The organism is Blautia obeum ATCC 29174, assembly GCF_025147765.1.
Taxonomy (GTDB): domain Bacteria; phylum Bacillota; class Clostridia; order Lachnospirales; family Lachnospiraceae; genus Blautia_A; species Blautia_A obeum.
Map to the genome: position 1 here is coordinate 112,489 of NZ_CP102265.1, position 25,274 is coordinate 137,762.

Below are 25,274 nucleotides of genomic sequence, written 5' to 3' on the forward strand. Positions count from 1 at the left end.
TGATGAAACGACCTTTCAAAAAACAGTTGATTTAGAAGTTAACTGTTTTTGAAAGGCCGTTTTTGCTATATCTAACAGTCTGTTGTACAAAGAAGATTTTGCATAGATGAAAAAAACAAACCTTGTTGAGGTTAAATTGAGATTGACTTTGTATTGTATAAGTATGAAATAAAAAGGAATCAGGTGATGTACAATGAAAAAGCATAAAATATGTAAAATCCTTCTTGTTATACTGGCAATTTTTTTATGTGTGGCTTTTTATGAATTGCTCGGAACCTGCGTTGCATATAAAAAGCAGCCGGAAGTGTCCAATACAACCAAAAAAGAAACAAAAAATGAGTCATGGAACGAATGCAGTGAAAATACAGAACGGGCAGTAATCATAGAAAAGAATCCAGAAGCGCTTTTACAAAGAGTGCGTTTGATCAAGAATGCAAAAAAGGAAATTATTCTTTCTACTTTTGCATTTCAATCCGATGAAAGTGGAAAATTGATTTTAGGAGCACTGCATGATGCGGCAGACAGAGGGGTACATATTCGTCTGTTAGTAGATGGAATGGAGAGCTGGATTGATATGGAAGGAAATCCGTATTTCTATGGATTATCTTCCCATGAGAATGTTGAAATTAAACTGTATAATAAGGCCAATCCGTTGAAACCGTGGAAAATGATGGGTAGAATGCATGATAAATATTTGATTGCAGATGGAAAGAGATATATTCTTGGGGGAAGAAATACATACAATTATTTCCTGGGTGATTTTCCGGGACATAAGAACTATGACAGAGACGTGTTAGTGGTTTGCGATGAACCTGAGAAAGAAAATTCAGTTAACCAGTTGTCAGAGTATTTTGAAACCATATGGAATCAGGAAGACAGTGGTTATTTTCATAACAATAAAAAACTGGCAAATAGAAAATCTGTAAAGAACGCAGTTTTAGAGCTACAGAACAGTTATCAGAAATATTTTGAAGAGAATAAGGAAAGAATCTGCGAGACCGATTATACGGATGAAACTTTTGAGACAGAAAAGATTACATTAGTGTCAAATCCTATTCACACAGGTTCCAAAGAACCAGTAGTGTGGTATCAGTTGGGAGAATTGATGAAAAATGCAAAAAATCGTGTGAAGATCCACACGCCATATATTATCTGTAATGATATGATGTATAATACATGGGAGGAGATTGCAGAGAACGTTTCAGATTTTTCTATCATGACAAATTCAGTTGCGAATAATGGGAATCCATTTGGGTCTGCCGATTATGCGAAAAACAGAAATAGAATCTTAAGTACAGGAATTAATATCTGGGAATATGAAGGCGGTTATTCATACCACGGAAAAAGTATTCTGATTGACGATGATCTGTCTGTAATCGGTTCCTTTAATATGGACATGAGAAGTGCATATCTGGATACGGAACTGATGCTTGTAATACGCAGTAAAGATATTAATAAACAGTTGGAAGAGGGCATGATGGAATATGAAAAAGTGTCCCGCCAGATATTAGAAGGCGGAACTTATAATGATCCATATCATGTAGAGCCAATCGAATTAACAAAGAAACGTCAGAGAAAAATATTTTTGGTACAGCATCTGCTTGGATGGGCAAGGTATCTGTTTTAATAAGGAGGAAGGAAAACGTGTTTCAAATATTGATTGTAGAAGATGATAAAGAATTAAGCCAGCTATTCCAAAAAGTGCTTGAGAAGAATGGATATCAAGTCAAAAGTGCATCGGATGGAGCACAGGCATTAGAAGTATTGGATAAGGAATATATTGATCTGATCATTTCTGATATTATGATGCCGGTTATGGATGGCTATGAACTGGTGTCAGAACTTCGTTCAGCAGGATATCAGATACCAGTGCTTATGATCACTGCGAAAGGTTCCTTTGATGATATGCGTCAGGGATTTTTTTCGGGAAGCGATGATTATATGGTAAAACCGGTAAATGTGAATGAAATGGTTTTAAGAGTCGGAGCACTGCTTCGCCGTGCACAGATATTGAATGAACACAAAATTGTGATCGGTTCAACAGAGTTTGATTATGATGCAATGACGGTTACAACTGATAAGGAAAGTCTTGTTTTACCTAAAAAACAATTCCTGCTTTTATATAAGCTTGCAGCTTCGCCAGGCAGAACATTTACAAAACAACAGTTGATGGATGAAGTATGGGGATACGAGACGGAGGCAGACCCACATACAATAGAGGTACATATAGGAAGACTCAGAGAGCGTTTTAAAGATAACCCGGATTTTGAAATCGTAACAATGCGTGGAATTGGATACAAGGTGGTGAAAAAATAATGGAACAAAAGAAAAAAAAAGGATTGCGGATCCGATCCTGTCTGACTGGTGCAATCTGGCTGGCACTTGTATTTTCAACAGTCATATCTGCTTTATTATTTGCTTTTTTGAATCATTTTTTTAATCTGCCGGGCAGCATACCTGTGCTTGGCTGGCTTTTGATTTTCAATACATTGATTGCAGGGCTGATCACTTCCTTTATCAATGCAAAGTTACTGGAACCAATTACCAGACTTAGTAAAGCAATGAAGGAAGTTTCTCAGGGAGATTTTGAACAGCATTTGGAAACGAACAGCCGTATAGCAGAAGTTGGAGAATCTTATCAAAGTTTTAACGTTATGACAAAAGAACTTCGTGCAACAGAGGTGCTGCAGATGGATTTTGTATCTAATGTTTCTCATGAGTTTAAGACCCCGATTAATGCTATTGAAGGATATACAATGCTGCTTCAGGGAGAAGAACTGTCTCCGGATCAAGAGGAATATGTAGAAAAAATCTTATTTAACACCCAAAGACTTTCCGGATTGGTTGGTAATATTTTGCTGTTATCCAAGTTAGAGAATCAGAATATACCAATGAAAAAAACAGAATATCGTCTGGATGAACAGATCCGCCAGGCATTTCTTTCATTGGAAACAAAATGGACAGAAAAAGAAATTGGTTTTCAGGTAGAATTGGAGGAAGTTAAATATACTGGGAATGAAGGACTTTTTATGCATATCTGGATAAATCTTTTGGATAATGCGATTAAGTTCAGCCCTTCAAAGGGGACAATTACGATGTTTCTGAAACAAGAACAGGATTCTGTTAAGTTCATTCTGGAAGATGAAGGACCAGGAATAGAGGATGATGTAAAATCCAGAATATTTGACAAGTTCTATCAGGTAGATGGATCTCATAAAGCAGAAGGAAATGGCCTAGGTCTTGCACTTGTAAAACGGATTGTAGATAGTGCCGGAGGAACAATCAAAGCAGAAAACCGTGAATATGGTGGATGCAGATTTGTTATAGAGCTGCCAAAGCAGAAAGATGAGATTATATAGTTTTAAGATAAATTAGAAGATGGGAGGATTTATATGACATTTTATCAGGAGCTGCAGTTAAATCAGGCAGGTTCTAAAAACCTGTTGAAAAAGAGTGAAACACTAAAAGAAAAATTATATCATATGTGGGTATATCTGGTGAAGATAGCTCTTACATTGGCATTTTGTTTTTTCTTTGTTAGTATTTTCAGCATCCTATTTGGAAATGAGAACAGCATTGTAGGTGTAGTAGTCTTATTATGTCTCATGGTGTTTAGAAATGCGGATCTGGGGATCCACACCGGACAATCTACGATGCTTTTGGCTTTGTTCTTTGTAATTATGACTGTATGTCCGCATTTAGCAAATCAGTTTTCACCGGTATTGGGAATGCTGTTAAATATTGCGGCACTGGCTGTGTTGATTCTGTTCGGATGCCATAATCCATTCATGTTTAATCAATCTACATTGGTTCTTGGGTATCTGCTGCTATATGGTTATGATGTTACGGGAAAAAGCTATCAGATGCGATTAGTCGGGATGGCTTTAGGTGCAGCACTTACCTGCTTCGTATTTTATCGAAATCATAAAAACAGAACTTATAAAAGAAATCTGAAAGATCTGATACAAGAATTTGATATCACTTCTTCCAGAACAAAATGGCAGATATGTCAGATTTTATGCGTACCGATTGTCCTTTGCATTGCAGAACTTTGTAATATGCCACGTGCAATGTGGGCTGGTATTGCGGCCATGTCCGCGATTTTGCCGTTTATGGAAGATATGCACTACAGAGTCCGTAAAAGGATTGTCGGAAATATTGCAGGTGTTATATGTTTTACAGTATTATATTTTCTGCTTCCTTCATCAATCTATGCATATATAGGAATTCTTGGTGGAATCGGTGTAGGATTTTCAGCACAATATGGCTGGCAGGCAGTATTTAACACATTTGGTGCTTTAGCCATTGCTGCAGAGACTTATGGACTACAAGGAGCGGTTAGTCTTAGAGTGATTCAAAATGTTTTTGGTGTTGTGTTTGCTTTAGCATTTTGTGCTGTATTTTATTGGTTTATGTCGAAACAAAAGGAAAGTGATGTGACCGTACATGCAGAGTGAAGGAAGTCAGAAAGAAAATTTGAATAGAATTATTACAGTACCCAATTTGCTTTCTTTTTTTCGGTTTTGTCTGATTCCAGTAATTATATGGAGTTATTGTGTAAAGGAAAATCCTTTGTTAGCAGGAGAAATCTTATTGCTATCCGGTCTTACGGATCTCGCTGATGGATATATTGCAAGAAGATTCCATAGGATTAGTAATTTAGGAAAAATACTTGATCCGGTGGCTGATAAACTGACACAGGCAGCGATGTTAATCTGTCTGTTTACTCGTTTTCCGCATGTGCTTCTTTTAATCGCAATAATGGCAGGTAAGGAGCTGTATATGGTAGTCAGTGGATGTCTTGTGATACAAAAGACAGGAAAAGTACATGGTGCAGACTGGCATGGAAAGATAGTAACCTTTTTATTATATGGAACTGTAGCGGTGCATATTATATGGTTCCACATTACACCGATGGTATCAGATCTGTTGATTGGTTTGTGCGCTATAATGATGGTCATATCGGTTGCTCTGTATATTATCCAGAATACCAGGACTCTTAAGGGAGAGACTGTATAAGCAATTTTATATTGCAATGACTAGAAAAATATTTAGGAGAAGATAGATATAAACAGTAAGTCAAACACACAAACTATGGAGTCTTTAGTCGGTTTAATAAAATTTCAGATAGAAAATAAATCATTATAAAAAGATCCTGTTCATACTATGATATATAGAACAGGATCTTTATTTACTTTATTTCGCCAGGAAATTGCTCTGAATCTCCATCGGCATATGATAAGCCTGGCCTCGTTTTGTCAGGCTGTATAATTTAAAGCTCATTAGTTCCGGAGTCGCATTCAATGAACTGCAGAGTCCGAAATAATCCAGGTCCTCGTTCTGAACCATCAGCCTTTTAAAATTAGCCAACTACTTTTCCAAAAGTTTTTAAGGTGGATCCGGAAGTGACTTGGATAGGGGCATATTTTTTATTTAGAGAAATAAGCTGAATACCGGAATCGGATTGATGATATTTCTTTACATAAGCATCACCATCAAGGAAGAAGACACCGATTTCTCCTTCTTCAAGTGTTTCTTGTTTATGAATCCAGATGATCTGTCCATCCAGATAGAGAGGCTCCATGCTGTCACCACATACCCGGACACCGAAGTCAGCACTGGAAGATACTTCATCACCAACTTCAATTTCGGAAAAACGGTCGGAATCAAGGAATTGTCCTGTTCCAGCTGAAACCGGGAGATCATAGAGACTGAGAGTTCTTCGTGGAAATTGATAAATGATTGGTTCTTCTCGAATGTATTCCCCACTTTTCATTAATAGGTTCATGTAGTCAAGAACTTTGGCTTGTCCTTCGTCATTTAATTTGGAGAAAAGTTTCTCATCCGTTCCAATCTGGAATGTTCTATTTATATCGGAAATCTCAAGAATCTCACAGAGGGCAAAAAATTGTAAAACATTTGGCAGGTTTACATTTTTTTCCCATTTACTGATAGAATGAGCTTTTACATCTAAGCCTCTTTCACACAGAAGAGCTGCCAGTTGTGGTTGAGACAGTTTTCGGTATTTTCTTTTATTAGCAATAATGGATCCAAAATCTTTCTTTATCATCATACACCTCCATATGCAGGTATTTATTCCCTATATATACTATAACCCATAACAGATAAAAAATCAACAATAATAGCGTTAAAATCCAGAAAATCAACATATTTGCTGCTTTATAAAGATTTAAAAACGATATATAATGCCTGTATAGAAAAAGAACACACGTTCTAAAAGGGAGGTGAAAATGTGGAAAAAGTAGTATTGCACAGTGATGCCAACTGTTTTTATGCTAGTGTGGAAATGCTATATCATCCAGAATATGTTGGTAAGCCATTAGCTGTAGGAGGAGATCCTGAAGAGAGGCATGGAATTGTATTGACAGCGAATTATATTGCGAAGAGAAGCGGCGTTAAGACTGGCATGGCATTGTGGCAGGCAAAGCAGGTTTGCCCGGATTTGATATTTGTGCCTCCGAGGATGGATTTATATTTGAAGTTTTCCTCAATGTTGCGAGAAATATATTCGGAATATACGAATCAAGTTGAACCGTATGGATGTGATGAAGCTTGGCTTGATGTAACTAATAGTTCTTTACTGAAAGGTGACGGAAGAAAAATTGCAGAAGAAATTAACAGAAGGGTAAAGAAAGAACTGGGTATTACGGTAAGTATTGGAATTTCTTGGAATAAAATTTTTGCAAAACTTGGAAGCGATTATAAGAAGCCTGATGGAATTACAGAATTTAATCGGACGAATTACCGTGAACTAATCTGGAAACTTCCGGTATCAGATCTTCTATATGTAGGCAGATCAACGAATAGAACTTTACAGAAATATGGTATTCGCACAATTGGAGAATTGGCAAGAACAGATCCAAGTTTTCTGGAACGGCAGCTTGGAAAGATGGGACTTGTGATATTTTCATTTGCAAACGGATGGGATGATTCGCCGGTTGCAGCAGAATCATATCATGCTCCGATCAAATCTATTGGTAACAGTACGACAACACCGAGAGATCTGGAATGTGATCAGGATGTACAGATTATTCTGATGGCATTGGCAGAAAGTGTTGCAGCCAGATTACGGAAACATGGTTTTAAATGTAATGTAGTTTCAATTTCTATCCGGGACAATGAGCTGTATCATTTTTCACGACAGAAAAAAATTCAAGAACCCACTGACATTACAGATGAGATTATGAGAGCAGCTTATCAGCTATTCAAGGAAAATTATCATTGGTCACGTCCGATCAGAAGCCTTGGCATTCGTGCTGATGATCTGGTGATGGGAACAGTACCGGTGCAGTTAGATTTGTTTATGAATGAACAACGTCGAGAAAAACAGGAGAAGTTAGACAGAGCAGTAGATGAAATCAGACGACGGTTTGGTTATCACAGTGTCCAGAGAGCATTTATGTATCAGGATAAAGTCTTATCAAGTTTGGATGCACAGAAATCCCACACGGTACATCCAGTAGGATATTTTAATGGGAGGTAAGTTCTTTGGAAAATTATAAAGTATATGTTGAAGTAACCGTAAAATTTAGTACTGATGGTGTTATGATGCCCGTAGAATTTATCTGGGAAGATGGAACGAAGTACATCATTGATAAAGTAAAATCAAAAGAACGATGTGCGAGTCGTAAGGCAGGTGGTACTGGAATCATGTATACGGTATTGGTAGATGGTAAGGAATGCCATTTATATTATGAATTTGATAAGTGGTTTATGGAGCGCAAGAGTGCGTAAAGATTTAAGAAAGAAAACAGGATCTGCAGAAGAGCTGACCTTTCCCTTTTGCTCTTTTCAGGTTGACATATAAGGGCATTACATCTATGTGCATGAAACAATATACCCACTATATTGTCCATGCAGATGTGGCTCTGCTCAAGAATAATTCTTATTGAGCTTCCGTCAAAATCACAGGGATGGGAGTGTAGAACGTCAGAGAAAGACGATTCAATACGAAAAGGAGATTTTGATAATGACAGAGAGAGATTATGCGATCAGATCGTTTAAAGAAGTAACCTTAAATGCAGCACGCCATACAGAAGAAAGAATGAACCTGTACTATGGAAAAATCAAGGAACTGATGAACAATTATCAGGACTTGATTTTGGAAAATCAGATGGTTCTGGATGAATTAGAGCAGGAGTGTCAGGAAAAGATCAATGAGAACATGGCTTATGCTCTTCAGTATATGGATTCTTACGATTACCGCATGAATTTAGGAAAACTGAAAAAAGAAGTAAACAATATCATTCTAATCTATGGACTTTGCGATATGGTCAACAGAGCAATGACATTGGTAAAATATTTTACCCCAAATTTTGGAACCGAATATTATGATGTGCTTTATGGGTGCTTCTGCAGACACAGAAAAATGACAGATATGGAAATTATGCTTGAACTGGGGATGAGCCGGGCAAGTTTTTACCGGAAGAAAAAAGTAGCTCTCCGGTATCTGGGATATTATTTTTTTGAAATCGTAGTGCCACAGTCTGCAAACAAACGATATAAGCCATCTTTTCCAGAAACGGAAGAGTAGATTTGAAAGAGCCTGATGGAATCTCCCCTTTCCATCAGGCTTATATATAATGGAATACTCCCCTATTCCTCTTATTATTCTGCAGATTCTTCAGCTGCAGCTTCTTTCTTTTTTCTGGATTTGCCAGAAATCATTTTATGACCTGAGTAAATGGCCATAGCCATGCAGATCAGTGAACTGAATGCAAAATATTTATGTGCTGATTTCATATCCTTATAGCCGGTGTAGCAAGTTCCGATCATGGAAACCAGCGCACCGATGGACCAGTATTTATGTGATTTCATTTGAACCTCCTGAGCTTTTTTATATCATACATCTTTTTAAGAAATATGCAAACTGGAATTTTCAAATTAGTCTTTGCAAATAACCTTTGAACCTTCACCGTCAATTACAATTCCCTGACGGTTGTTAATTGGGCATAGATTCAAATCCGAAAACTCAGTCATTATTTTCTTGGTAACTTTCTTAAATGGTGATGTAAGATAATGCGGAAGAACATAGAAATCAATCAAATCAAGCCCTGCATCATCTTCTTGTGAGTAGTCCTCCGGCTTTTTATCCATTTGCTGGATATATTGGATGCTTGGAGCGCATATAATTGCGCCTGCCGACTCGCCGATCATCAATTTTCCATTTGCCAATTCCTTTTTCAGCAGCCCATCAGTTCCCGTTTTACGGAGCCGGTCCATAAGAAAAAAAGAATTTCCGCCGGTAAAATATATCACATCTGCATCTTCAAAAACAGACTGTATCGTTGAATAAGCCTCCGTTGAAATATCAATTTCAGTTACGATTGCTCCCAACTTTTTGAATAATTTTCGAGCCGAGCCGACATAACCGGTGTAGCCTTCACGCAGCGAAGCTGTTGGAATAAATGCGACTTTCTTATTTTCAATTTCTTCCTTTATCAGACTTCCTACACTTGAAAAATGCGAACATAAAAATAGTTTCATCAATATTCTCCTTTATAAATTCCGATTGAGATTTCACCTGTTTTAAGAGATTTGATAACTGTTATATCTTGTTATTAAATTCTCTGCCAACCCTTGAAAACACTGGATTTATCGCAGATGAGCTTTCCCTTATTCTTTCCCTTGTGTTATATCGTCCCATCAGTGTTTACGAATTCTGATAAGGGCAAATACAAGGGCAAGAAAATCATATAAAACAGTATAACACAAAATAAAAGTGACATGGTGAACTGATTGAAATGCTTCTGATTTTTGTATCTGATGATTGATTGAATGATAAGGAGATAGGATACGATGAGAACGATATTTGCAGAATACAATCCACACAGAAACAGTATTGATGTTTATACCAGTGCTGGCTATATGCTTCGCATTGATTGTTGGGAAGCAGAAAAGAATTTAAAAACCACTCCCGGATCAGACTGTGCATTAACTTCACTTGCAGTTGATGAACCACTTGAATATGCAAGATTATATCTTGATGGAAATTTGCAGATGTGGGTGAACGCGGAAGATTCATTAGAGATATAGAAATACCTTTTAGAACAAAGTAGTCTTTCGCCTCTACGAATATAATTGTGAATTAGACGCTTATATCCGAAATAAACAATTGGAACATACCCGACAGGAGAACTTTCTTTGATAAGTCACGAAAAGAAACAGTCTATCAGAAAATGCAATCTGACACATAGACGGGCTCGACACATAGAATAAACAAGAGGACTTGCAAGGTTTGTGACCTTCTTTCAAGCCCTCTTATGTATCATTGCGGTACTGGCTGTGTCCGTTCCGTAAAGGACTGCCCTAAGTGTATCGGCTTCACCTTGTTCCTTTACCTCACTATTCACAAATCACTTTTGCTATTTTCGCAATAATATTGCAAATAAAACAATTAGAACTAATATAATTATCAAAAAAATAAACCTTATTTGACCATGAAATCCTAATCCAATCCACTGCAATACTATTATTAACGCAAAAACTAATAACGCCCAATACTTTCTTTTCATGCAATTTTTTAATAAGTCATTCTTACGTTATCTACCACGTAATCATACATTGGATCTCCATACATAGTTCCTCTATTCACACAATGTGTGTCAAACTTAAAATATGCTACAGATTTACCCGAATTAAGAAATGATTTTAAATGACTAACGTAAGTACTCTCTCCGCCGATAAAATTAAGAATTACAGAAACACTGAGTCCAACAACCGAACCAACAGGACCACCTAAAGCAGCTAGCAGTAAAGTCCCTAAACTTTTAGTCGCACCCTCTCCCACATTTATTGCTTTAAGAGCTGCCTCTGCTTGACTTCTTGTCATAGAATATGAAAAAGTCTTATTTTTTACAGTACAGTATCCAATTCCGCCACCCATTCGTGTTTCTTGAGAAGGAACTATATATAGTTCTCCATCTTCATAAATTATAGTATAACCACCATTGGATAAGTCAACATCTTCTTTACTACAAGTCCCCTTCGAATTGTCATTTTGATTATACCTTTCACTAGCAAAAGATACTGTTGACATCGAAAATCCTAAAACCATTGACAAAATAATTGCTATACAACGTTTAATTTTTTTCATGATTTTCCTCCGTTCTTGAGGAATTTAAGATTTATAGACGACTTTAAAAGAATGCGCATGCTTTTGTATACACTTAATATATATCACTCTTTAAAAAAATAAAAGACTTGTTTTGAATTATTTTTTATAGTATCCTATAATAGTGGTGATTTATATAATTTTAATGTTTATTTTTAAGATTCTCTAACAAACTTTTATACTATCCTATAAAACGGTCAATTTTAAAAATCACGAAATTGCAGGCTTTACAACACTTTGTAACACGATATAGGTCTGTCCGATAATCCCTCTCATATAAAAATAATCAATGCTTCATTTTTAACACAGGAAGATAAAGACATCTCCCTGTGTTTTTCTTAATAATATCCCCGCTCTTCTCGCCAGTCTTTTACATAACATCGAATTCCAATATAGACCACATATACAAGTAGTAACAGTACAATGAGGTTTATCGGAATGACAGATTTTATCCATTCGCCAAAGTAGATTACGATAGCTGTACTCATTATTGCCACCATAATGCTGATGATATCCCAACAATATTTCCGGTAGATTTTTCCCACCTGATAGCCAATCCCAATTATCAGGAATCCCGTTATAATGAATAAAATTCCCATAACAATAGCCGCGATCAGCCAGTACACAATCCCGGAAACGATACTGTTTGAGATTCCATTGCTTAACTGTCCGAAAGAATCTGCTCCTGTAACAAATTCTCGAAACAGGTTTATGATTCCTTTACCAATCGTACCGAAAAAGGTGATACAGTCGTTAAGAAAAACCGGAGAAAGGATAGCTGTGAACAGTGTAGTTGCTATGCTGTACCATGCCAACAGGAACATAAGGCTTTCATAACCTGTTGTCATTTGTTTATATTTTTTCTCCAACTGAATTTTTCGATTATCGCATTTTTCTTTTGCTTTCTGATAAGCAGTACGGTCACAGTTATCGCATTTCTCATAAGGCACTTTTTTCTCGACAGGCACCTCTACCGTCTTTTGGTGTGTCTGTGCATAGCGTTTTGCCTGCTCCGCTTTTTCGTACTTAAATTTCCATGCCACGACTTCTGCGTCGGCTCTTTTCCTGCTGTCTGTCTCGCTGGTTAATTGTTCCTCTGTTTGCTTTAATTTTGTCCGCAATGCTTCGATATTCTCGGCTCTGTTTTCGCTGTTCAATTTCTCGTTCAAGGTCAGCGATCTGTTTAGCTGCCTGTTCAGTTCCAGAATTGTCTGGTCTTTCTGATCCAGTTCGTCCTGCATCTGTTCCGTCATTGCCAGGAGTTCTTCCACCCGCCCGACGTTCTCTAAGTTTACGCATTCGTTCATCAATATCCCTCGCTTTCTCTATCTGCTGTTTAATGTCAGTAATAAGCTGTTCTCGTTGTTCAGCTTCTGCGTTAATTCCTGCCATTGCTGATTCTCGTTTTCCAACTGTTCGATTCTGACTTTTTGCTGTTCGATCTGGGAGAGCAGTTCTTCTGTATCTGGCAAAAGATTCAGAAGCCCGGATAACTCGCTGTTTAAGATCTGCAAACTCTGGTTCTGCTCCTGAAAGGACAGAAGCTGTCTGTCCCGTTCCTGTAATTCCTGTACCATCTCTGCCATAAGGTTCTGCTGTTCCTCGATCTGGTTTATCATTGACTCCATCATGGGAATGACTTCCCGGCTTTCTTCTAAGGTCATTTAACCACTCCTTCCACTGTGATAATGCACCAGATACTTTTCCGAAACTGGTCTGTATCTTTTTCAGCAGTGCATTTTGTCTTTTTATGATCTGGTTTTCCTCTACTTTCCATGAAGCTGTCTGCACCTGTCCACTCTGGAATTTCTCATCAATCTTTCTTGCATCAGCACCCTCATGGATTGTAGGGATTTCTAATTTTCCCTGTCTTGCATAGGAACGGTGGTCAATCTGTTGTTCTACTGATAAATGGTCATTACAGACTTTCGCCCATTCGCTCCGCCATAATTCACAATTCTTTGGATTGTTCCATCCGGTAGCATCGGTCAGCACCCGTTTCCATTGTTTACGGTTCCTTGCACCAACTTTCTGATTACCGTTTTCGTCCAATACCGGAATTCGGATTCCATGACGGTCAGGATTCTTTTTATCCTGCCACCAGTCCGGGTGGGATTCATCAACCACAATATTTCCGTCAGTATCTCTGACAAACTCCCAGTCTTTGACTTCTTTGTTTCCCCATGAGTGGTCGGGATTAAAGGGACGCATGGTTACAAGTAAATGCACATGCGGGTTTCCGTCGCCCTTATCGTGAATGCTCCAATCTGCACACATGCCTTTGTCCACAAAGTTTTTCTGAATATAATCTGTTGTATATTCAATTTGTTCCTGTCGATTCCATTCTTTTGGAAGTGAGAACTCAAACGATCTGCCAAGCTGTGCGTCTGAACTTTTCTCAATCTTCAAAACTTCATTCCATAAGCACTGTTTCTGAAAAGTAAGTTTGAATTTCTCCAGTACAACTTCTTTGTTGTCTGCCCTTTTATACCGGACAGATTTCTGAAACCGTTTGATATTTTCGGCAGGTACATTCTGCCATTCCTGCGGTGCATTTTCACACATCATCAAACTGGTATAAACAACTTCTCTTTTGGAAGTGTAGTAACTGATCCTGCCTGTTTCTTCATTTTTCATTACCTCACCATTGAGATAGGCAGACGCTGATATGATGGATTTCCCTTTGCTGCGTCCGACAATCTTTACCGTATAATGAAAGATCGCCATGATCCGTTTCCCCCCTTTCTGCCGTACCCGGCATTGATTTCCGGCAGTTAACATTTCCTGTAAAAGAGAATGGTATCTGCCGGAACGCCCTCTGCGTAAGAGTGCTCTGTGCATAACAGCCTGCATGGAATGCGCCCCTCTGGCGAAGAGTGCCTCCTGCGACATGAGCAGGTCTGCATGAAATGCCCGCCGACGGAACGAGCCCGGCAAGCGTTAGCGCAGACCGGTTGCCACCTGTGGCAAACTTATACGGACGACCTCTGGTTGTCCATAAGTGCGCCCTTCATAAAAAAGCAATGAAGGGAATGGAAACTCCACTCCCTCCGGCATTACACTTCCTCCGTATTCGCAACCGGCTCTTTTTGCATTGCCTTTGAGAAGAATTTCCCATTTGCTTCCTGCCTTTTTAAGAAGCCGACCAGCTTCGGAATATCTTCTTCCTCAATCGCAGAACCAATCACTGATTCCACCGCACCGCCAATCTGACAGAGCCTGTGGGTTCGTTTTTTTGTTTCCACATCTTTCTGACGTTTCTTCAGTTCCCGTTTCTGTGCTGCGTACTGTTTCGCTTTTTCAAGGCTTTCCTGTTCTCTTTTTTCCAACTGGAGCAGACGCTCCTCATAACTCTTTGTTGATCTTGCCATAAATATCATCGTCCTTTCTTTTTTCTACCAAACATAAGTTTCCTGTTGTCTGTCAGACGAAGTACATGGTATAATCTGCTTGCGTGTAGGTATATCATGGCTTCGGTCTGATAAAACCTTTGGCGGTTTCTTCGGGAACCGCCTTTTTAAGTGGAACCGTTTCTTGTGACGGCTTTCACATTTCCTTTATCCCTTAAGTCCCTGCCCTCATTGGCTTCCATGAAAAGTTCCAGCATATCCGTTTTAATCAGGACTTTCCTCCCGACCTTTAATACCGGAAGTTTCTTCCACTCCACCAGTTTTCTCAGGGTGTTCCTGCCGATTCCCGTATAATCCGCAGCTTCCTCAATAGATAAGGCAATCTTTCTTTGCGTCATGTGACCACCTTCTTATAAATTGCATTATGCAATTTCTTTTGTGCTGTCAGTATAGCGTGTTTATATCATCTTGTCAAGCATTACGAAATTATATTGTTTATTGTTTAATTGCATATTGCAATATTGTTTGTTATGTGGTATAGTAATGACATACCGAAAAAGGAGGCACATCAGCATGAAAGATAAAGAATTACGCAAGCTGATCGGCAGCAGGGCAAAACAGCGCCGTACAGAATTGAATCTGACACAGCCTTATATCGCTGAAAAGATGGGTGTGACTGCATCTACGATTCAGAGATATGAAGCCGGAACGATTGACAATACAAAGAAAATGGTGCTGGAAGGTCTTTCAGAAGCTCTCCATGTATCTGTGGAATGGCTCAGAGGGGAAACGGACGAATATGAAACCGACATTACGGATAAAAGAGAATTACAGATTCGTGATGCCATGACGGATATTCTCAAACAGTTACCTCTTGACCTTACGAAAACAGAAGATGCTTTTTCCAAAGACCTACTGCTGTTAATGTTGAAACAATATGAACTGTTTTTGGATTCGTTCCAGTTCGCCTGCAAGAATTACAAAGGCAATACCAAAGAAGCGGACATTGCAAAAGTAATGGGGTTTGAATCGAATGATGAATATAACGAGATCATGTTTCTCAGGGAGATCACCCATACTGTCAACGCATTGAATGACATGGCAGATATTGTAAGGCTCTATTCCAAGAAACCGGAAACAGCAGAACAACGGCTTGCAAATCTTTTATCCGAAGTTATGTACGAGGATTCTGAATCGGTATAGTAAGATAATCGGAGTTATGATATACTTACACGCAAGAAGCATTTCAGCAGTTCCGATTGTCTGATATCGAAAGGAGACATACGATTATGGCAAAAGGATCTGTTAGAAAGAAAGGAAAGAAATGGTACTACCGCTTCTATGTAGAGGACGCAAGCGGCAAAATGGTTCAGAAAGAATATGCCGGAACCGAAAGCAAAAGTGAGACAGAAAAACTTCTCCGCAAGGCACTGGAAGATTACGAAGATAAGAAATTTGTTGCAAAAGCAGATAACCTTACCGTAGGTGAACTTCTGGACATGTGGGCAGAAGAAGAACTGAAAACCGGAACACTCAGTAATGGCACAGTGGAAAATTATCTCAGTGCAATCCGTTGCACTAAGAAACACCCGATTGCAGACCGTAAACTGAAAACAGTTACTGCCGAACATTTACAGGCATTTCTTGATCTGCTTACATTCGGTGGCGAATTTCCAGACGGAAAAGTGAGAAAAGGATACAGTAAAGATTATATCCATTCTTTTTCCGCAGTGTTGCAGCAGTCATTCCGTTTTGCAGTATTTCCAAAACAGTTAATCAGTTTCAATCCGATGCAGTATATTAAGCTGAAAAAACAGGCAGAGGAAGTTGACCTCTTTTCCGATGATGAAGTCGAAGATGGCACACAGCCGATTTCACATGAGGATTATGAGCAACTTATCAAGTATCTGGAAAAGAAAAATCCACCTGCGATCCTGCCGATTCAGATTGCATATTATGCAGGACTTCGCATCGGTGAAACCTGTGGTCTTACATGGCAGGACATCAACCTTGAAGATCAATGCCTGACCATTAAAAGAAGTATCCGTTACGACGGTGCAAAGCATAAAAATGTGATTGGAACGACCAAGCGAAAGAAAGTAAGGATTGTTGATTTTGGAGATACGCTGACTGAAATATTGAAAGCAGCAAGACGGGAACAACTGAAAAGCCGGATGCAGTACGGGGAACTTTACCACCGCAACTACTACAAAGAGGTGCATGTGAAAAACAGGGTGTATTATGAATACTATCACCTTGACGGAACACAGGAAGTCCCGGCAGATTATAAAGAAATATCCTTTGTCTGCCTCAGACCGGATGGCAGTCTGGAACTGCCGAGTACACTCGGCATTGCTTGCAGGTCAGTATCAAAAAAGCTGGAAGGATTTGAAGATTTTCACTTTCACCAGTTACGACATACCTACACCAGCAACCTGCTCTCGAATGGAGCTGCTCCGAAAGATGTACAGGAACTGTTAGGACATTCCGATGTCAGTACCACAATGAACATTTACGCTCACTCAACAAGAAAAGCAAAGCGGGATTCCGCAAGACTTCTTGATAAAGTAGCGAGCAACGCTTAAATAAAAATTTCCCTTATTTCCCTTGCGGATTCCTCACAAGGGTAAAAATAAGGGAAAATACATATCATTTCACTATCTAAGGGGCTAAAAAGCCTGTAAAATAAGGAAAACTCAGGAAATCTCTCCACAAATTCCGATTTATCTTTGCCTTATGTTATCATAATTCGGTTTAAATTGCTATAAATAGTCTTATCCCAATAATAGAAAACCCCAGAAATCATTAAGATTCCGAGGCCTTATGTTTGAACATATTTACCTTTTAATTTATGTAAGACAGATGTGGAAGTACAGCAGGAGCTAGGAATAGGCAGGACTTCTTTTTATAAAATGAAGAAGCAGGCACTTGGATATTTAGGATTTTATTTTTATGAGATCGTGGTACCGCAGGCAAAGGATAAAAGATTTAAACCGTCACTGGGCGTTGAGGAAGAGTAGGTGAGTAATATGAGATACGAAGATTCGATGAAAGGTGTAGCTGATCAGATAATCAAAGAACAGCAGCGAGTCAGTAAAATTATAAACAATCCAGAAGAGTTCCATTGGCATGACGAATATGCAACGTTGAATTTCTTTCGGTTTATCTGCAAAAATATCGGTAACTTGAGAAATGGAGAAATTGAAAAAATGGCCACACGTTTAAAGAACATAGATCAGAAAGCAGTGGAAAACCATGTGAATGGTGCTGTTTGGGCATTTGATTATGATAAGATGTTCTGTGTATTGATGGAAAATGAAATTTGCCGAAAGGTGTGTGAAAAGAATAAATATAACAGTTGGATGAATCTGATTGGACAGTATTGTTTTTCAAGGACTTAAAGACGAAAAAAGTTGTTGGAGAGAAATAATTTCCAGCAACTCTGTCTTTAATGAATAGAGTTCATTTTTTTATTCAACTATTCCCATGATATATACAATATGTAAATTTGCAATTCAAATATCAGTTCATGCTAAGTACGATAATAATAATAATAATTACTATTATTGACAAGAGAAATAATTATCATGTATAATACAGATATACAAGAAACAAAGTGTTAGAAAAATTGCTAGGAACTTGGTAACAAAAATAAATCGACATTGAAAAGGAAAAATGACTATGATAAAATATGAATGTGAACCATGTGGATATATTTATGATCCGGCAGTAGGAGATTCAGACGCTGGTATCGAGCCAGAAACTGCATTTGAGGATATTCCAGATGACTGGACATGCCCAATCTGCGGATTAGGAAAAGATGTTTTCGTTCCTGTAGAAGACTAAGCAGAAAATGCAGGTACGAAACTGCCAGACATTAAAAGATCCTAAGAGAACATATAAAAGAAATGGAGGTCAAATTATGACTTACGATTTAAACATTACCTTTGATGACAATTTAGTAACAGGAAATGAAACAATTGATACCCAGCATAAAGAATTGATCGACCGTATCCAGAACTTTGTAACTGCCTGTCAAAATGGCGACAGCAAAGTAAAAGCAATCAAAATGCTGGATTATCTGGATGAATATACTGACTTTCATTTCAAAGAAGAGGAAAAGCTTCAGGAAAAATCCGGTTATCCAGAGCGTGAAAACCATCATGAAAAACATGAAGAGTTTAAAAAGACAATTCAGGAACTGCATGAATACCTTCAGGAGTATGAAGGACCAACAGATCGGTTCAGTGAACTTGTACAGAAAAATGTAATCGACTGGCTGTTTGGACACATTAAAACATACGACCGCTCTGTGGCAAAATTTATCTTTATGAAACAAAATCCAGATCGATGCTAAAATAAACCAGGGAACGAGTTCACTCAGAATGTAGACAACGTGATGAAGTAAACTAGGGGCTGTCACAATGCAGCCCCTTTCCTGTTATAGCGATATTCTAGGTAATATATTGCGCTGGCATGACATATTATTTTACTACTACTATATGGGAAGAGCAAGCAGCTCTTCTTTTTTGTTGTCCTTTTTATCCAATTTTAAGTTGTAAAGTCTCTTTTCATTCGACAAAATTCTCCACAGACAGAGGATATGCGACGAGCATTGATATGAACATCTATTTATGGAAAGAGGACATTGAAGACGGGGAATCGGTAATGACAGCCGAATATAGACCTGTAGAATACGGAAAGGACTATGATGTTGTCAATAATCCTGATAAATTTCAACTATATATAGATGGAAAAGAGATTAAATAGTAATCTCCTGAAAGCAAGCTTTTTGTCAATTATTTCAAAGAAAAATTAAAGTATAACAATACATAGTTTTGACAATGATATTTTGAAAAATTTTATAGGAATGCTCTATTATCAAATTGACATAGGAATATGGTAGCGTATAATTAGAATTGAATACACTGAAAAAATGGAGGAATTACATGAAAGCACATAAATATTGGTCAGTAGGAGCATTGATCACAATGCTTGGGACTTTTTACACTGGATATAAAAAGCAAAAATCAAGTCACAAATACTTTGCTTTAAGTTCTATGTTATGTATGGTAATGGCGATATATACAGGTCATAAAATGATTACCGGGAATAGGAAGAAAAAGGCGAATAAAGAGAAAGATACAGAAAGGGAGGGATAAATAATGTTGGAAGTAGGGGTTAAGGCACCGGATTTTGAGTTGCCAGATCAAAATGGGAAAATACATAGATTATCGGATTATACAGGAAAAAAAGTGATTTTATATTTCTATCCCAAGGATAATACAGCGGGATGCACGAAACAGGCATGTGGGTTTTCTGAGCGATACCCTCAGTTTACCGAAAAAGGAGCAGTTATTCTTGGAGTCAGTAAGGATTCTGTATCCTCTCATAAGAGATTTGAGGAAAAATATGGATTGACATTTACACTTTTAGCAGATCCAGAGCGGAAAGTTATTGAAGCATATGATGTATGGAAAGAAAAGAAAAATTATGGCAAAGTCTCTATGGGAGTAGTAAGAACCACATATCTTATTGATGAACAGGGGATTATTATAAAGGCAAATGATAAAGTCAAGGCTGCAGATGATCCTGAAAATATGCTCAAGGAATTAGATTAATGAAGATAATATTATCCCCTGCTAAAAAGATGATTACAGATACTGACAGCATAGCGCCGGATGGATTGCCTGAATTTATTGAAAAGACGACAGAGATACAAAGTTGGTTGAAAAGTAAGTCAAAAGAAGAACTGAAGACTATCTGGAAATGTAATGACAAAATTACAGAACAGAACTTCAATAGATTGGAAAACATGGATCTTTATCATTTACTTACCCCAGCTGTCTTATCATATGAAGGAATTGCTTTTCAATATATGGCTCCATCCGTGTTTGAGGACAGTCAGTTCGAGTATGTACAAAATCATTTGAGAATAATATCTGCATTTTATGGTGTGCTAAAACCAAGGGATGGTGTGACACCTTATCGTTTGGAAATGCAGGCGAAGGTTGGAATAGGAGAAACAAAAAATCTGTATGAGTACTGGGGAGATTTATTATACCGCTCAGTGATTGATAACAGCAGGATTATAATCAATCTGGCATCGAAAGAATACTCTAAGTGCATAGAAAAATATCTGACACGACAGGATAGATACATTACGATTACATTTTGTGAGTTATCAGGAGATAAACTGGTGACAAAAGGTACATATGCTAAGATGGCCCGTGGTGAAATGGTTAGGTTCATGGCTGAAAACAGAATTGAAAATCCTGAGGATATTAAGAAATTTGATAGACTAGGCTATTCATTCCGCTCTGATTTATCATCAGATGCAGAATATGTTTTTGAACGGAAAAAATGATGATTGAATGATTATTTTAAATAAAAGGTAATCAGTAATATTAATTATTATAATAATAGCAATTATTACTATTATTTATTGACAATAAACAGATTGAGAAGCACCACGAAGAGAGATATCGTGCACTTCTTAAGAATATTGAAACTGCACAGGTGTTTGAAAAGAGTGAAGTTAAGGTATGGGAATGCCGTAACTGTGGACATGTTGTGGTAGGAACAAAGGCACCTGAGATATGTCCAGTATGTAACCATCCACAGAGTTATTTCGAAATACGTGAAGAGAACTATTAAAGAGAAGGAGATTATTACAAAGAAGAAAGTGATTATTAAAAAAAGCAGTAATGATAGGCTGTGGCTTTGTTGGTTCTGCATCAGTTGGTAAAGAAGCATTAAAGTTTAAGAATCGGCGGATGCTTTGAAAAAAGTTATAGAAACAATTGGATTTTAAATTTTAAACATAGGAAGATAAAAAAGATGGAAGTAAAATATTCTGTATGCAATCATTGTGGAAACATTATTGAAATGGTAAAGGATCAAGGCGTACCAGTAATGTGTTGCGGAGAACCTATGCAGGAATTAAAAGCCGGAGTGACAGATGCTGCTGTCGAGAAGCATGTACCTGTATATACGATAGAAGGCAGTCATGTTCATGTTGTGGTCGGAGAGACAAAACATCCAATGCTTGAAGAGCATTTCATTGAGTGGATTACATTAAATACAAACCAGGGAATATACAGAAAACAGTTAAATCCAGGGCAGGAGCCGGTAGCAGATTTTTGTCTTTGCAATGGTGAACAGGTAGAAGAAGTATATGCATATTGTAACCTGCATGGATTATGGAAATGCTAAAAGCATTTATACATATTAAGGTTACAGAACAACACAAATACAACAGTAATATATGCTGTGTATTAATATATTTATAAGGAGGAACAAACTAATGAAATATGTATGTGACGTTTGCGGATGGGAATATGATGAAGAGGAAGGTTATCCTGAAGGTGGTATTGCACCAGGAACAAAGTGGGAGGATGTTCCGGAAGATTTTGAATGCCCATTATGTAATGTTGGAAAAGATCAGTTTTCAGAAGTTGAATAGAAGCCTAATCTTGTGTTAAATACGGATGGATAAACCAAAACCCTGGTGCGTGAGCAACAGGGTTTTTTATTGCGATATTTTGTGATGATATCACAGAAAATAATCTACCTTTTGCTTATAATGTAGTTAGAAACTAAGTAAGGAGGTAGTCTAAATGAGATTAAAAGATAAAGTTGCAATCATTACGGGTGGAAGCCGTGGTATAGGATTTGCTACAGCTGATAAATTCTTGAAGGAAGGTGCTTCAGTTGTGTTGGCAGCAAGTTCACAGGAATCGGCAGATGTTGCTGTAGATAAATTAAAAGAAAAATATCCCAATGCAATAGTTGCTGGAATTAGTCCAAATCTAGCAAGCATGGAGTCTGTCAGAAAGGCTTTTAAAGAGGCAACTGAAAAATATGGATGTGTCGACATACTGGTAAATAATGCAGGGATTTCAGAAAACACCTCATTTATGGATTATACAGAGGAGACTTTTGATAAAGTCATGGATCTAAATGTAAAAGGAGTATTTAATACTACTCGTGTAGCAGCAGAATGTATGGTGGCAAGAGGCAAGGGGGTCATTCTCTCAACTTCTTCCATGGTGAGTATTTCGGGACAGCCAAGTGGGTTTGCTTATCCGGCATCGAAGTTTGCAGTAAACGGATTGACTGTATCATTAGCAAGAGAACTAGGACCTAAAGGTATTCGTGTTAATGCTGTTGCACCTGGGATTACAGAAACTGATATGATGAAGGCCGTGCCAAAGGAAGTTATCGAACCTATGATTGAAAGAATTCCATTGCGTCGTCTTGGACAGCCAGAAGATATTGCCAATGCGTTTGTGTTTCTTGCTTCAGATGAGGCGAGTTACATTACAGGTGTTATATTAAGTGTAGATGGTATGGCAAGAAGTTAAGTTAATGAGGTATGGTGATGTAATCACGGAAAATAAATGAAATTAAGACTATAATAAATCTACAAAAAGAAAAAGATAAGGAGGACTGTAAAATGTCTGCTATTAATATCAATAAAAATAATTTTCAGAACGAAGTACTGAATTCCGATAAACCCGTTCTTTTAGATTTTTGGGCATCTTGGTGTGCGCCTTGCCGCATGGTAGTACCTATTGTAGAGGAGATTGCAAGTGAGCGTAGAGATATTAAAGTTGGAAAGATTAATGTAGATGAAGAGCCTGAACTGGCAAATAAGTTCAGTATTATGAGCATTCCGACTTTAGTGGTTATGAAGAATGGGAAGATTGTACAGCAGGTTTCAGGGGCGAGACCTAAGAATGCGATTTTAGAAATGCTTTAGGGAGGTGTGCTAATGGGATTTTTTGATCTCTTTAAACAGTCGAATATTAATCAAGGCATAGAAGAATATAAAAGGACTGATGATGCAGTTCTGCTGGATGTACGTACACCGCAGGAATATCAGGAAGGACATATACCAGAAAGTAAAAATGTGCCGTTGCAGCAACTTGACAATATTGCTTCTGTAGCGAAGAATAAGGATATCCCACTGTTTGTATACTGTTATTCCGGTTCACGAAGCCGCCAGGCAACTGGGATACTGCAACGAATGGGATATTCTAAAGTAAATAATATCGGTGGCATTGCAGCTTACTCAGGAAAGGTGGAAAAATAAGATGAAGGTAATAATTGTAGGAGGTGTAGCCGGAGGAGCTACAGCCGCAGCAAGAATACGCAGACTGAATGAACATGCTGAAATTACTGTGTTTGAAAGATCCGGATACATATCCTATGCAAATTGTGGACTTCCATATTATATTGGAGACGTGATCACAGACCCGGAAGAACTTACACTACAGACACCAGAGAGTTTTTTTAAACGCTTCCGTATTAACATGAAAATTCATCATGAAGTTATCTCCATACATCCGGAACGTAAAACGGTTTCAGTGAAAAATTTAGAGAATGGTGAGATATTTGAAGAAAAATATGATAAGCTGATCCTCTCTCCAGGTGCAAAGCCAACACAGCCGAGACTTCCAGGAGTAGGTATTGATAAACTTTTTACACTTCGTACTGTAGAAGACACTTTTCGGATAAAGGAATATATAAATAAGAATCATCCAAAATCGGCTGTATTGGCAGGTGGCGGTTTTATTGGTCTGGAACTGGCAGAAAATTTGAGGGAGCTTGGCATGGATGTTACGATTGTCCAGCGGCCTAAGCAGCTGATGAACCCTTTTGACCCGGATATGGCATCCATGATCCATAATGAAATGAGAAAGCATGGGATAAAACTGGTACTGGGCTATACAGTAGAAGGATTTAAAGAAAAAGACAACGGAGTGGAGGTCCTGTTGAAAGATAATCCATCCCTTCAGGCTGATATGGTAGTTCTGGCAATCGGAGTCACACCAGACACAGTATTAGCAAAAGAAGCCGGTCTGGAACTTGGCATCAAGGAAAGTATTGTAGTGAATGACAGAATGGAAACCTCTGTACCGGATATTTATGCTGCAGGTGATGCAGTTCAGGTAAAACATTATGTTACGGGTAATGATGCGCTAATTTCTTTGGCAGGACCAGCCAATAAACAGGGCAGAATCATCGCTGATAATATTTGTGGCGGTGATAGTCGTTACCTGGGCAGTCAGGGAAGCTCCGTTATAAAAGTGTTTGATATGACAGCAGCCACTACAGGTATCAATGAAACCAATGCCAAAAAGTCAGGATTAGAGGTAGATACAGTAATTCTTTCTCCTATGAGTCATGCCGGTTACTATCCTGGTGGAAAAGTGATGACCATGAAGGTGGTTTTTGAAAAAGAGAGCTATCGTTTGCTTGGTGCTCAGATTATTGGATATGAAGGAGTTGATAAACGTATTGATGTGCTGGCAACAGCAATCCATGCAGGGCTGAAGGCAACCCAGCTGAAGGATTTGGATCTCGCATATGCACCGCCTTATTCCTCTGCCAAGGATCCTGTAAATATGGCAGGATTCATGATAGACAATATAGCAAAAGGTACCTTAAAACAATGGCATCTGGAAGATATGGATAAGATTTCTAGAGATAAAAGTGTTGTGTTGCTGGATGTGAGAACTGTAGGTGAATTTAACAGGGGGCATATGGATGGATTCAAAAACATTCCTGTAGATGAACTAAGGGAACGTATCAATGAAATTGAGAAGGGAAAGCCTGTTTACCTGATATGCCAGAGTGGGCTGCGAAGTTATATTGCCAGTCGTATTCTGGAAGGAAATGGATATGAAACATACAACTTCTCCGGCGGATTCCGCTTCTATGATGCAGCTGTCAATGACCGTGCGCTGATTGAAAAGGCATATGCATGTGGTATGGATTATTAA

At 38.1% G+C, this 25,274-nt stretch carries 33 protein-coding genes and 1 pseudogene; 25 read left to right on the plus strand and 9 right to left on the minus strand.

Annotated features, from left to right (window positions below; translation table 11 throughout):
* The first annotated feature begins 193 nt into the window (after window positions 1–193).
* Genes NQ503_RS00520 through NQ503_RS00540 form a run of 5 tightly spaced genes read left to right on the plus strand, consistent with a single transcriptional unit; the run spans window position 194 to window position 5,019 of the window.
* Entirely contained in the window at window positions 194–1,627 is a 1,434-nt protein-coding gene (locus tag NQ503_RS00520; protein ID WP_005421559.1) for a phospholipase D family protein, read from the plus strand.
* On the plus strand, window positions 1,606–2,316 hold the full coding sequence (locus tag NQ503_RS00525) for a response regulator transcription factor (protein WP_005421560.1): 711 nt from the start codon (window positions 1,606–1,608) through the stop codon (window positions 2,314–2,316). The genes NQ503_RS00520 and NQ503_RS00525 overlap by 22 nt, the downstream gene beginning before the upstream one ends.
* Window positions 2,316–3,359, plus strand: a complete 1,044-nt coding sequence (locus NQ503_RS00530) for a HAMP domain-containing sensor histidine kinase (RefSeq protein ID WP_005421561.1) — start codon at window positions 2,316–2,318, stop codon at window positions 3,357–3,359. The genes NQ503_RS00525 and NQ503_RS00530 overlap by 1 nt, the downstream gene beginning before the upstream one ends.
* A gap of 33 nt (window positions 3,360–3,392) precedes the next feature.
* Window positions 3,393–4,457, plus strand: a complete 1,065-nt coding sequence (locus tag NQ503_RS00535) for an FUSC family protein (protein ID WP_005421562.1) — start codon at window positions 3,393–3,395, stop codon at window positions 4,455–4,457.
* On the plus strand, window positions 4,447–5,019 hold the full coding sequence (locus NQ503_RS00540; RefSeq protein ID WP_005421563.1) for a CDP-alcohol phosphatidyltransferase family protein: 573 nt from the start codon (window positions 4,447–4,449) through the stop codon (window positions 5,017–5,019). The genes NQ503_RS00535 and NQ503_RS00540 overlap by 11 nt, the downstream gene beginning before the upstream one ends.
* A gap of 177 nt (window positions 5,020–5,196) precedes the next feature.
* On the opposite strand, the gene NQ503_RS00545 is transcribed toward NQ503_RS00540, so the two are convergent.
* The gene (locus tag NQ503_RS00545) at window positions 5,197–5,370 is read right to left on the minus strand and encodes a hypothetical protein (RefSeq protein ID WP_226815871.1); all 174 of its coding nucleotides are present in this window, start codon (window positions 5,368–5,370) and stop codon (window positions 5,197–5,199) included.
* Window positions 5,363–6,073 carry a S24 family peptidase gene (locus NQ503_RS00550; protein ID WP_005421565.1) on the minus strand — a complete coding sequence of 237 codons (711 nt, stop codon included), beginning with the start codon at window positions 6,071–6,073 and terminating at the stop codon, window positions 5,363–5,365. Before NQ503_RS00550 ends, NQ503_RS00545 begins: the two co-directional genes overlap by 8 nt.
* A gap of 180 nt (window positions 6,074–6,253) precedes the next feature.
* Between NQ503_RS00550 and dinB the strand changes: the two genes are divergently transcribed.
* The 3 genes from dinB (at window position 6,254) to NQ503_RS00565 (ending at window position 8,554) form a co-directional block, all read left to right on the plus strand.
* Window positions 6,254–7,504 (plus strand): DNA polymerase IV, encoded by a 1,251-nt coding sequence (gene dinB / locus NQ503_RS00555; protein ID WP_082246465.1) that lies wholly within the window; start codon window positions 6,254–6,256, stop codon window positions 7,502–7,504.
* Between the two features lie 5 nt (window positions 7,505–7,509).
* Entirely contained in the window at window positions 7,510–7,755 is a 246-nt protein-coding gene (locus NQ503_RS00560; protein WP_044924549.1) for a hypothetical protein, read from the plus strand.
* 235 nt (window positions 7,756–7,990) lie between these two features.
* Window positions 7,991–8,554: an ArpU family phage packaging/lysis transcriptional regulator gene (locus NQ503_RS00565; protein WP_005421571.1), complete on the plus strand. Its 564-nt coding sequence runs from the start codon at window positions 7,991–7,993 to the stop codon at window positions 8,552–8,554.
* A gap of 74 nt (window positions 8,555–8,628) precedes the next feature.
* On the opposite strand, the gene NQ503_RS00570 is transcribed toward NQ503_RS00565, so the two are convergent.
* Both NQ503_RS00570 and NQ503_RS00575 read right to left on the minus strand, forming a co-directional pair.
* Window positions 8,629–8,838 carry a DUF6219 family protein gene (locus NQ503_RS00570; protein ID WP_005421572.1) on the minus strand — a complete coding sequence of 70 codons (210 nt, stop codon included), beginning with the start codon at window positions 8,836–8,838 and terminating at the stop codon, window positions 8,629–8,631.
* A gap of 66 nt (window positions 8,839–8,904) precedes the next feature.
* Window positions 8,905–9,507 carry a Type 1 glutamine amidotransferase-like domain-containing protein gene (locus tag NQ503_RS00575; RefSeq protein WP_005421573.1) on the minus strand — a complete coding sequence of 201 codons (603 nt, stop codon included), beginning with the start codon at window positions 9,505–9,507 and terminating at the stop codon, window positions 8,905–8,907.
* Window positions 9,508–9,819: 312 nt separating this feature from the next.
* Here NQ503_RS00575 and NQ503_RS00580 point away from each other — a divergent pair, with 312 nt between their 5' ends.
* On the plus strand, window positions 9,820–10,056 hold the full coding sequence (locus NQ503_RS00580; protein WP_004841179.1) for a DUF6061 family protein: 237 nt from the start codon (window positions 9,820–9,822) through the stop codon (window positions 10,054–10,056).
* A gap of 487 nt (window positions 10,057–10,543) precedes the next feature.
* On the opposite strand, the gene NQ503_RS00585 is transcribed toward NQ503_RS00580, so the two are convergent.
* The 5 genes from NQ503_RS00585 to NQ503_RS00605 form a co-directional block, all read right to left on the minus strand.
* The gene (locus NQ503_RS00585) at window positions 10,544–11,116 is read right to left on the minus strand and encodes a hypothetical protein (protein WP_005421581.1); all 573 of its coding nucleotides are present in this window, start codon (window positions 11,114–11,116) and stop codon (window positions 10,544–10,546) included.
* A gap of 356 nt (window positions 11,117–11,472) precedes the next feature.
* Window positions 11,473–12,177, minus strand: coding sequence for a DUF6040 family protein (locus NQ503_RS00590; RefSeq protein ID WP_004841175.1), 705 nt, complete (start codon window positions 12,175–12,177; stop codon window positions 11,473–11,475).
* Window positions 12,161–13,861: a MobA/MobL family protein gene (locus tag NQ503_RS00595; RefSeq protein WP_009243673.1), complete on the minus strand. Its 1,701-nt coding sequence runs from the start codon at window positions 13,859–13,861 to the stop codon at window positions 12,161–12,163. The genes NQ503_RS00590 and NQ503_RS00595 overlap by 17 nt, the downstream gene beginning before the upstream one ends.
* A 329-nt stretch (window positions 13,862–14,190) precedes the next feature.
* Complete coding sequence (locus NQ503_RS00600; protein WP_009243674.1) at window positions 14,191–14,505, minus strand: hypothetical protein; 315 nt, start codon at window positions 14,503–14,505, stop codon at window positions 14,191–14,193.
* Between the two features lie 146 nt (window positions 14,506–14,651).
* Entirely contained in the window at window positions 14,652–14,882 is a 231-nt protein-coding gene (locus NQ503_RS00605) for a helix-turn-helix domain-containing protein (RefSeq protein WP_002578307.1), read from the minus strand.
* 175 nt (window positions 14,883–15,057) lie between these two features.
* Here NQ503_RS00605 and NQ503_RS00610 point away from each other — a divergent pair, with 175 nt between their 5' ends.
* The 16 genes and pseudogenes from NQ503_RS00610 (at window position 15,058) to NQ503_RS00685 (ending at window position 25,274) form a co-directional block, all read left to right on the plus strand.
* Entirely contained in the window at window positions 15,058–15,687 is a 630-nt protein-coding gene (locus NQ503_RS00610; RefSeq protein WP_004841162.1) for a helix-turn-helix domain-containing protein, read from the plus strand.
* Between the two features lie 86 nt (window positions 15,688–15,773).
* A complete protein-coding gene (locus NQ503_RS00615) occupies window positions 15,774–17,069 on the plus strand; it encodes a tyrosine-type recombinase/integrase (protein WP_005421594.1) in 1,296 nt (431 codons plus the stop codon).
* Window positions 17,070–17,513: 444 nt separating this feature from the next.
* On the plus strand, window positions 17,514–17,885 hold the full coding sequence (locus NQ503_RS00620) for a hypothetical protein (protein ID WP_005421598.1): 372 nt from the start codon (window positions 17,514–17,516) through the stop codon (window positions 17,883–17,885).
* Between the two features lie 280 nt (window positions 17,886–18,165).
* Window positions 18,166–18,330, plus strand: a complete 165-nt coding sequence (rd, locus tag NQ503_RS00625; RefSeq protein ID WP_044924561.1) for a rubredoxin — start codon at window positions 18,166–18,168, stop codon at window positions 18,328–18,330.
* A gap of 76 nt (window positions 18,331–18,406) precedes the next feature.
* Window positions 18,407–18,841 carry a bacteriohemerythrin gene (locus tag NQ503_RS00630; RefSeq protein WP_044924563.1) on the plus strand — a complete coding sequence of 145 codons (435 nt, stop codon included), beginning with the start codon at window positions 18,407–18,409 and terminating at the stop codon, window positions 18,839–18,841.
* A gap of 263 nt (window positions 18,842–19,104) precedes the next feature.
* The gene (locus tag NQ503_RS00635; RefSeq protein ID WP_015524977.1) at window positions 19,105–19,254 is read left to right on the plus strand and encodes a hypothetical protein; all 150 of its coding nucleotides are present in this window, start codon (window positions 19,105–19,107) and stop codon (window positions 19,252–19,254) included.
* Window positions 19,255–19,433: 179 nt separating this feature from the next.
* Window positions 19,434–19,646 (plus strand): DUF6219 family protein, encoded by a 213-nt coding sequence (locus NQ503_RS00640; RefSeq protein ID WP_005421604.1) that lies wholly within the window; start codon window positions 19,434–19,436, stop codon window positions 19,644–19,646.
* A 3-nt stretch (window positions 19,647–19,649) separates the two neighbouring features.
* On the plus strand, window positions 19,650–20,105 hold the full coding sequence (gene bcp / locus NQ503_RS00645; RefSeq protein WP_005421605.1) for a thioredoxin-dependent thiol peroxidase: 456 nt from the start codon (window positions 19,650–19,652) through the stop codon (window positions 20,103–20,105).
* Window positions 20,105–20,851, plus strand: coding sequence for a peroxide stress protein YaaA (yaaA, locus tag NQ503_RS00650; protein ID WP_005421606.1), 747 nt, complete (start codon window positions 20,105–20,107; stop codon window positions 20,849–20,851). The genes bcp and yaaA overlap by 1 nt, the downstream gene beginning before the upstream one ends.
* A gap of 89 nt (window positions 20,852–20,940) precedes the next feature.
* Window positions 20,941–21,141 (plus strand): annotated as a pseudogene (locus NQ503_RS00655) (rubrerythrin family protein); the annotation flags it as partial.
* A 183-nt stretch (window positions 21,142–21,324) separates the two neighbouring features.
* Window positions 21,325–21,699, plus strand: coding sequence for a desulfoferrodoxin family protein (locus NQ503_RS00660; protein WP_005421609.1), 375 nt, complete (start codon window positions 21,325–21,327; stop codon window positions 21,697–21,699).
* Window positions 21,700–21,790: 91 nt separating this feature from the next.
* Window positions 21,791–21,949 carry a rubredoxin gene (locus NQ503_RS00665; protein ID WP_005339874.1) on the plus strand — a complete coding sequence of 53 codons (159 nt, stop codon included), beginning with the start codon at window positions 21,791–21,793 and terminating at the stop codon, window positions 21,947–21,949.
* A 154-nt stretch (window positions 21,950–22,103) separates the two neighbouring features.
* A complete protein-coding gene (locus NQ503_RS00670; RefSeq protein WP_005421611.1) occupies window positions 22,104–22,850 on the plus strand; it encodes an SDR family NAD(P)-dependent oxidoreductase in 747 nt (248 codons plus the stop codon).
* Window positions 22,851–22,942: 92 nt separating this feature from the next.
* Window positions 22,943–23,248 carry a thioredoxin gene (gene trxA / locus NQ503_RS00675; protein WP_005421612.1) on the plus strand — a complete coding sequence of 102 codons (306 nt, stop codon included), beginning with the start codon at window positions 22,943–22,945 and terminating at the stop codon, window positions 23,246–23,248.
* A 12-nt stretch (window positions 23,249–23,260) separates the two neighbouring features.
* The gene (locus NQ503_RS00680; RefSeq protein WP_005421613.1) at window positions 23,261–23,581 is read left to right on the plus strand and encodes a rhodanese-like domain-containing protein; all 321 of its coding nucleotides are present in this window, start codon (window positions 23,261–23,263) and stop codon (window positions 23,579–23,581) included.
* A 1-nt stretch (window position 23,582) separates the two neighbouring features.
* Window positions 23,583–25,274 carry an FAD-dependent oxidoreductase gene (locus NQ503_RS00685; RefSeq protein ID WP_005421614.1) on the plus strand — a complete coding sequence of 564 codons (1,692 nt, stop codon included), beginning with the start codon at window positions 23,583–23,585 and terminating at the stop codon, window positions 25,272–25,274.